This is a genomic window from Devosia chinhatensis (assembly GCF_000969445.1).
Taxonomy (GTDB): Bacteria; Pseudomonadota; Alphaproteobacteria; order Rhizobiales; family Devosiaceae; genus Devosia; species Devosia chinhatensis.
Genome location: NZ_JZEY01000020.1, coordinates 1 through 510 on the forward strand (window position 1 = coordinate 1; position 510 = coordinate 510).

Below are 510 nucleotides of genomic sequence, written 5' to 3' on the forward strand. Positions count from 1 at the left end.
AATTTGCGCACCCGGAGTACGCAGTAGGTGCTCTGTCCAGTGTCATTACCCGGAAGACGACGGCAATGACGATCGCCAGGAGATGACGGCTTACGCCACCTAGACAATGCGCTTCGTCAGCAGATCGCGATAGGCCGGGGAAGCCGCGGATGTCAAAACTTCATTGGCCCGCGTCATGAGGAATCCGCCCAGGGCCAGGCTCTGCCAGCGCTCAACGACCGGCCCGATGCCGGGCACGCGGACGGGCATGGCCATCTACGCCTGTCACCGCGCGCGCGGCGCAGCGCCCCGCAATCCGTTGTGTGGCGGCGGGCTGGGTGCCTGGGGCCGCCGCCGTGTCGCGTGCGACGGTGCTTGCCCGTGGGGGGCGGAACGCGTGCGGACCGACGGGAGCCAGGCGGGGTTGCACGAGGAGCACAAACGGGTCCGGGCCGCCAGTCCCACGGCCGACGGAACGAGGGCGCGCGAGGCGATGCGAGGTCACCTGTCGCGCAGCCAGACCCGTTATCG

Annotated in this window: 1 protein-coding gene; it reads right to left on the reverse strand. The window is 68.8% G+C overall.

Going from position 1 to position 510, the window contains the following annotated elements; genetic code table 11:
• Window positions 1-99: 99 nt before the first annotated feature.
• The gene (locus VE26_RS17890; RefSeq protein ID WP_160297761.1) at window positions 100-255 is read right to left on the reverse strand and encodes a hypothetical protein; all 156 of its coding nucleotides are present in this window, start codon (window positions 253-255) and stop codon (window positions 100-102) included.
• Between the last annotated feature and the right edge of the window lie 255 nt (window positions 256-510).

Bases quoted from the DNA above. Each gene is read 5' to 3' on its own strand.
- VE26_RS17890 (WP_160297761.1), bottom strand. From the start codon at position 255: ATGGCCATGCCCGTCCGCGTGCCCGGCATCGGGCCGGTCGTTGAGCGC.